Consider the following 6550-nt stretch of genomic DNA (forward strand, 5'->3'; position numbering starts at 1 on the left):
ACGACCCAACCGATATCTCGTTTCGTTAAAATCAGCAAACTAGCCCCACAAGCCGGCCTAGGTAGGGGGAGTAGATAGAAAAAGTTGTGAGGAGTCGGTATGTCGTCAACGTCGCCAGAAATGGCTGAGGCTTTGGTTGCTTCATCTCCTGTTGCTGAGCGGGGGCTGATTCCACGGGTATTGCGACCGGCACTGCAGTGGTGGTTATCCTCACAGCTAGAGCAGGCAACCGGACTGGAAATTGAGATTCAAGGGGGCGATCGCCAGCTATTGCGGGGGTACTTACCGCACGTGCGCATTGCCGCAGCAACAGCCAGTTATCGCGGGATTCAATTGCGCCAAGCGGCAGTCCAAGCAGAACAGATTCAGATTAATCTAGGGCAGGTGTTGCGGGGCCAACCCCTAAAACTATTGGCACCCGTGCCGCTGCGGGGCGAACTGGTTCTCAGCCAAGCCGATCTGAACGCCTCCTTGCGGGCCCCCCTCCTGCAATCCGGCCTACGGGAACTACTGAAGTTGCTCCATCAGCGGGGCTTGGGCAAGCCGGGAGTGGATCTCCAAGAGTGGCAACTGCTGCATACACAGGGAGAATTGGGGACTGGCTGCCTCAAACTGAGGTTCTCGATGGTGAATGCCCAAGGAGAGCAGGGGGATTGGCATCTCATGACCCATGTGCGCTTGCAGGATGAACGGACGCTCTGCTTAGAAAAGGTGCACTGGCAAGGGGAACGTGAGATTCACCCCACGGTGACCATTGATTTGGGTGATGGGGTCGCTATTCAAGAGTTGCGGCTAGAAGCGGCTGCCCTCAGGGTACAGGGAATGGTTTGCATTTATCCCTAGGTTGCTCAGCAACGCTGCCACGCGCCCTAAATCCTTGACCCCCGGCCGACTTTCCACCCCACTGGCAAGGTCAATTCCTTGGGGCTGGGTTTGAGCGATCGCCTGACGGCAATTTTCGGGTGTAATGCCCCCCGCCAGCCACCAAGGGCAAGGAATGTGTAACTCTTTAAGTAGCGTCCAGTCAAAGGGTTGACCCGTGCCCCCCAACTGCTGTGGATGGTAAGCATCCAAGAGAATGCGATCTACAATCGGGGTGTAGGCGGCAATCTCGGTGAGGGTGGCCGCCGATCGCACCCGCAGGGCTTTGATGAGCACGATATGAGGGAAGGTCTGGCGCACCGATTGGCAAAATTCAGGCGATTCACTGCCATGGAGCTGTAGCGCTTGTACTCCTGTGGTTGTGACTAAATTGGCTAATGCCTCGAAATCAAGATTGGCGACAACAGCTACCGTCAGCACGGAAGGGGGCAACTGCCGACAAATGTCTGCAATGGTTGGGGGGCTGACGTAGCGGGGCGAATGGGGGACACTAATGAAGCCAAGGGCACTGACACCCATTTGGGCGATCGCGATCGCCTGCTCGGGCAGGGTCAAACCACAAATTTTGACGGCAATTTTTACAGGGGTGGTTGCGTTAAGCATTTGTAACAAGATGCACTATTTTGTAAAGAACTGGCGGGGGCAATCCGGTGGTTCCGTATAATTCATGGGCAATTGTACCCATTTAGGAGGAACCATGGTGTTAGCCACGCTCCCCGATACCACTTGGACGCCCTCTGTGGGGCTGGTGGTGATCCTCTGCAACCTGTTTGCGATCGCTATTGGCCGCTATGCCATTCAATCGCGGGGAAAAGGCCCCGGCTTACCCATTGCCTTGCCTGCCCTCTTTGAAGGCTTTGGTCTGCCAGAATTGCTGGCCACCACCAGCTTTGGTCACCTTTTGGCGGCTGGTGTTGTCAGTGGCCTACAGTACTCCGGCGCCCTCTAGGGTGGGAATGCCACTGGCAATCTGACGGGAAATGAAGGGCAGTACCTCTGTATTTTTACTGGCAGTGGAATTTTCCGTAAAGACCACCAAGGTATAGGGGCAGCGATCCGGGAGTTCAATATAGGCCGCATCATGGCGCACCCAACTGGTGAGTCCCGCCTTTGACCACAGCTTTGTCCCTGGAGGTAGCCCTTCCCCCAAAAATCCCTGGACTTGGTTTTCTGGATCCTCAGCCAAAAGCTCTGGATCCAGCGATCGCTCCATCAGTTCCATCATCGCTTGACTGGCGCTGGCAGCAACCGCAACGCCGCCAACAATACTGTGGATTAACTTGGCCGTGGCATTGGTTGTCAGACGATTGGCATTCTGGCGATCGCGCCCGACAAATTCCTGCTCTCGTCCATAGGGGCCATCACACCATGTTTTTTGATTCACGTTGATATGCGTTAGCTCTGGCCACCCCAAGGACTGAAAATAGCGATTGACGATATTGCGCTGGTATTGCCACGTCCGAAAGGGCTCCGGCGGCAGGACTGGGCCACTGGTGGTTCCCGTGAGCATATCCACCACTAAGCTGGTGGCATCGTTGCTGGAATCCACAATCATATCCCGCATGGCGCGTTCCAATTCCGCATCGGGCTGGAGCATGCCACTGTGGAGCCACTCATGGCAAGCCACAAGATAAAACAGTTTCACCACACTAGCCGGGTACATCGGCACATCGCCGCGATAGTGAGCGCCGGGAATCAAGTACTGCCAAAATTCTGTTGCCGTAAGCGCTCCGCCCGTATTCACCGGAATGGGTGGTGGATACACCAGCAAGGTCAGGGCAATGTCCTCTTGGCCTAGCCAAGGAAAGTGTTGCCATGTCGCCTGGAGCGTCCGCATCACCAAATCCGTGAGATAGGTGTTGGCCCGAAAAAAAGTCATTGGCTGCTCCACTCCTACTCGGGCGATCGCTCCCCGCCATTGCGGGCACCGGAATAAACCAAGCCGCGTTCCACATCCATCGTCAGGATGGTGCCCTCACGAATCAGCCGAGTGGCATTTTTGACGCCCACAATCACCGGAATCCCCAGCCGCAACCCCAAGACAGCGGCATGGCTTGTGAGGCTGTCCTCCTCGGTAATAATGCCTGCCGCCTTGCGAATCACTTCCACCAACTCAGCACTGGTGCGCTCCGCCACCAAGATTTCCCCACTATTAAACGTGCGCACCGGCATCCCTTGGCGTACCACCCGCGCAGGGCCACTAACAGATCCATGGCCAATGCCACAACCCCGCCCCATCACTGACGTGACCAGTTCCACCTTGATCATATCCGTAGAGCCAGAAACCCCCTGCAGTGTGCCCGCCGTCATGACCACGAGATCCCCCTCCTCAAGGAAGCCCCGCTCCTGGGCGGCATTAATCGCTGCCTGGAAGGATTCGCGCATCGAGGGATGGTCCAATGTCAGCAGCGGTTCTACGCCCCAGACCAACTGGAGGCGTCGGGCCACTTCGATATGGGGTGTTGCCGCCAAAATAGGAATTTGGGGACGAAACTTGGAGACATTCCGGGCCGTTGCGCCCGTTTTAGTTTGGGTAATGATTGCTTTGGCATGCAGCTGCGCCGCCACCTGTCCCACCGCTTGACTAATGGCATTGGGAATAGAACGCACCGCCGTAGACTCCGCCCCGGGAGGTTGCCGCAGTTGGGGTTGGTTGTCAATGCGGGCAGCAATTGTGGCCATCATCTTCACCGCCTCGACGGGGTATTCCCCCATCGCCGTTTCATTGGAGAGCATCACGGCATCAGTGCCATCGAGAATGGCATTGGCGACATCGGAAATCTCTGCACGGGTAGGACGAGGGCTTTTCACCATGCTGTCGAGCATTTGTGTGGCCGTAATGACCGGGATGCCCAAGCGGTTGGCGGCAGCGATCAGCCGTTTTTGCAGAATCGGCACATCTTCGGCGGGCAATTCAACCCCCAGATCACCCCGGGCCACCATGACGCCATCACAGAGGGAGAGAATGGCATCCATCTGCTCAATCGCCTCGTGCTTTTCGATTTTGGCAATGACTGGCACCTGCTTACCAGCGTTGGCAATCAGTTCTTTGATCTCCAGTACATCTTGGGGATTGCGAACAAAGCTGAGAGCCACCCAATCTACCCCTTGATTGAGGCCAAACATCAGATCTTCGCGATCTTTCTCTGTCAAGGCTTTAATCGAGAGGTAAACCCCCGGAAAGTTCACACCCTTGGCATTGGAGAGCGTGCCCCCAACAACCACTTGGCAATGGAGCTCACCCGCTTCTTTATCCACTTCTTCCACGAACATTTCCACGCGGCCATCGTCGAGCAAAATCGTGGCACCGGCGGGCACCTCTTGAGCCAAGGGGGGATAGGTAATCGAGCTAATGTGCTGATTGCCCATGATAGGGCGACTCGTGAGGGTAAAGCGATCGCCCCGCTTCAGGGAAATGGAGCCATGCTCAAACCGCCCAAGGCGAATCTTGGGGCCTTGCAAGTCCTGCAAAATGCCCACCGGTTGCCCGAGTTCGTAGGAAATTTGGCGAATTAGGCGAATGCTGCGCTGGTGATCGTCATGGGTACCATGGGAAAAGTTTAGACGCAGGGTGGTTGCTCCCGCTTGAATAATGGCGCGCAATTTGTCGGGGTGACTGACTGCTGGACCAATGGTGGCGACAATTTTTGTGCGGCGTTGCAACGGCTGGTTCGACATAGATGGTTGAATGATGAGGCTCCAACAGGTTACCGTATTTCCTAGAACCCTTGGTAGGGATAGGGGATACATGCAGTGAGTGGCATTGCCCTTTTGGGAATGGCTAAATCTAGGAATCGGCGTAAAGTGGTTGCTTCTAGCCTACAGCACAGCGATCGCCCTTGGCGGTGTTCCCTAGGAAGGATGGGCAAGTTCTTTTTTCGACTTAAAATATGAGAATGATTCTCTTTTTCTTGGGCCATTGACCTATGACAACTACCCTCTCTGATCCCTCTCCAAAAATGCAGGCTGAAAAACACGGTCTGCCTGTCACCATCATCACTGGTTTTTTGGGGAGTGGCAAAACAACCCTTTTAAACCATATTCTCACAAACCAAGAAGGCCTCAAAACCGCTGTACTCGTCAATGAATTTGGCGAGATTGGCATTGATAACCAGCTTTTGGTGTCCCAAGATGAGGGCATGGTGGAGCTCAGCAACGGCTGTATCTGCTGCACTATCAACAACGACTTGGTGAATGCCGTCTATCGGGTTCTTGAGCGGCCCGACAAGGTGGACTATTTGGTGGTGGAAACAACGGGATTGGCGGATCCGTTGCCGGTGGCTCTAACCTTTCTGGGGACCGATCTGCGGGATCTCACCCGCTTGGACTCGATTATTACCGTGGTGGATGCGGAGAACTTTAGTCTGGATCTTTTCAATAGCAGCGCTGCCCAAAGCCAAATTGCCTACGGTGACATTATTCTGCTCAACAAAGCAGATCTAGTCACCGAGGAACGCTTGCAGGAGCTCGAACGGCGAATTCACGAGATGCGGGAGGGGGCACGGGTTATTCGCACCGTGAAGGCACAGGTACCGCTGCCCTTGATTTTGAGTGTGGGATTGTTTCAGAGCGATCGCTACTTTCATCCTGAACACGAGCACCCTGAGCACGACCACGATCATGATCACGATCATGGGTGTGATGAACATTGCGATCATGATCATCATCACCACCCTCATCACTCCAATCACCTTGAGGAGGATGGCTTTACCTCTGTCTCTTTCCAGAGCGATCGCCCCTTTGAACTGCGAAAATTCCAGTATTTTCTTGACCACCAACTCCCCCAATCCGTCTTTCGTGCCAAGGGCATTCTTTGGTTTAAGGAAAGTCCCCGCCGCCATGTCTTTCACCTCAGTGGTAAGCGCTTTAGCCTCGATGATGAGGAATGGAAGGGCGATCGCAAAAATCAACTGGTTCTCATTGGCCAGAACTTAGATCATGCAACCCTACTGAACCAGTTGGCCGCCTGTGTCACTGATGCATAACTGATGCATAAAAGTCATGGCCAAGCAACGTCGCAAAGCGGACTTTCCTAGCAAAATTTGTATCGTCTGTGGCCGTCCTTTCCAGTGGCGCAAAAAGTGGGCAGCTTGTTGGGAAGAAGTTAAATATTGCTCCGATCGCTGTCGGCGGCGGCGATCGCAAATTCAATCATAATATACACCTCTACGCCTACTTGATCAGAGAAAGAGGCTTGAAAGTTAGCCATTCAGCTGCTGAAAGCGCTTGACCTTTTTAGAGGGCTCCTGTACACTGCTGCCATGGGGGAAAGCTTGATAGCCCTATCAATTGCAGATAGCTCAATAATTAGCTTGTCTTGCAAGGTTATCAAGTTATGCAATTTTACAAAAAATTCGGCTTCGCTTAATTTTTTTTACATTTGTTTTCAGCCAGGAATCCACTAAAACCATGGTAAGCAAAAATTCCCTCTCCCCCTATCTTGCTGCTGCTGCTGTTGGTCTTTTGGCCACTCCATTCTATGCAGTTCTGCCAGCCCTTGGCCAAGCAACAAGAGACTGCGGAAACCCTATTCCTCCTTTTTTTCCTTTTTTCAACTCCACAGCAGGCACCGCCAATGACAACCTCATTTGTGGTTCCCGGAATTCCCCTTTATCCCCTTTAGCTGGGTTAGCACGCGCAATAGCAGTTGGTATACAAAACACAGTGC

Annotated in this window: 8 protein-coding genes; 4 read left to right on the top strand and 4 right to left on the bottom strand. The window is 53.8% G+C overall.

Annotation, left to right across the window (positions count from 1 at the left end; all coding sequences use genetic code 11):
- The first annotated feature begins 99 nt into the window (after positions 1-99).
- Positions 100-843 carry a DUF2993 domain-containing protein gene (locus tag IGQ16_RS10665; RefSeq protein WP_024125261.1) on the top strand — a complete coding sequence of 248 codons (744 nt, stop codon included), beginning with the start codon at positions 100-102 and terminating at the stop codon, positions 841-843.
- Here the strand turns inward: IGQ16_RS10665 and IGQ16_RS10670 are convergent.
- Positions 793-1485, bottom strand: a complete 693-nt coding sequence (locus IGQ16_RS10670; RefSeq protein WP_024125262.1) for a phosphoribosylanthranilate isomerase — start codon at positions 1483-1485, stop codon at positions 793-795. The two genes, IGQ16_RS10665 and IGQ16_RS10670, sit on opposite strands and share 51 nt — an antisense overlap.
- Positions 1486-1579: 94 nt before the next feature.
- On the opposite strand from IGQ16_RS10670, the gene psaK reads away from it, so the two are divergent.
- Positions 1580-1831 carry a photosystem I reaction center subunit PsaK gene (psaK, locus tag IGQ16_RS10675; protein ID WP_024125263.1) on the top strand — a complete coding sequence of 84 codons (252 nt, stop codon included), beginning with the start codon at positions 1580-1582 and terminating at the stop codon, positions 1829-1831.
- Here the strand turns inward: psaK and IGQ16_RS10680 are convergent.
- Both IGQ16_RS10680 and pyk read right to left on the bottom strand, forming a co-directional pair.
- Positions 1808-2761: a serine hydrolase gene (locus IGQ16_RS10680; RefSeq protein ID WP_297041576.1), complete on the bottom strand. Its 954-nt coding sequence runs from the start codon at positions 2759-2761 to the stop codon at positions 1808-1810. The two genes, psaK and IGQ16_RS10680, sit on opposite strands and share 24 nt — an antisense overlap.
- A 14-nt stretch (positions 2762-2775) precedes the next feature.
- On the bottom strand, positions 2776-4560 hold the full coding sequence (pyk, locus tag IGQ16_RS10685) for a pyruvate kinase (RefSeq protein ID WP_024125265.1): 1785 nt from the start codon (positions 4558-4560) through the stop codon (positions 2776-2778).
- 248 nt (positions 4561-4808) lie between these two features.
- Here pyk and IGQ16_RS10690 point away from each other — a divergent pair, with 248 nt between their 5' ends.
- Positions 4809-5867: a GTP-binding protein gene (locus tag IGQ16_RS10690; protein ID WP_297061486.1), complete on the top strand. Its 1059-nt coding sequence runs from the start codon at positions 4809-4811 to the stop codon at positions 5865-5867.
- Positions 5868-5883: 16 nt separating this feature from the next.
- Positions 5884-6039: a DUF2256 domain-containing protein gene (locus IGQ16_RS10695; RefSeq protein WP_024125267.1), complete on the top strand. Its 156-nt coding sequence runs from the start codon at positions 5884-5886 to the stop codon at positions 6037-6039.
- Between the two features lie 320 nt (positions 6040-6359).
- On the opposite strand, the gene IGQ16_RS10700 is transcribed toward IGQ16_RS10695, so the two are convergent.
- On the bottom strand, positions 6360-6550 hold a 191-nt coding region (locus IGQ16_RS10700), incomplete at its 5' end, for a hypothetical protein (RefSeq protein ID WP_297061488.1).

The organism is Thermosynechococcus sp. M3746_W2019_013 (genome assembly GCF_015296045.1).
In the GTDB taxonomy this organism is placed as follows: domain Bacteria; phylum Cyanobacteriota; class Cyanobacteriia; order Thermosynechococcales; family Thermosynechococcaceae; genus Thermosynechococcus.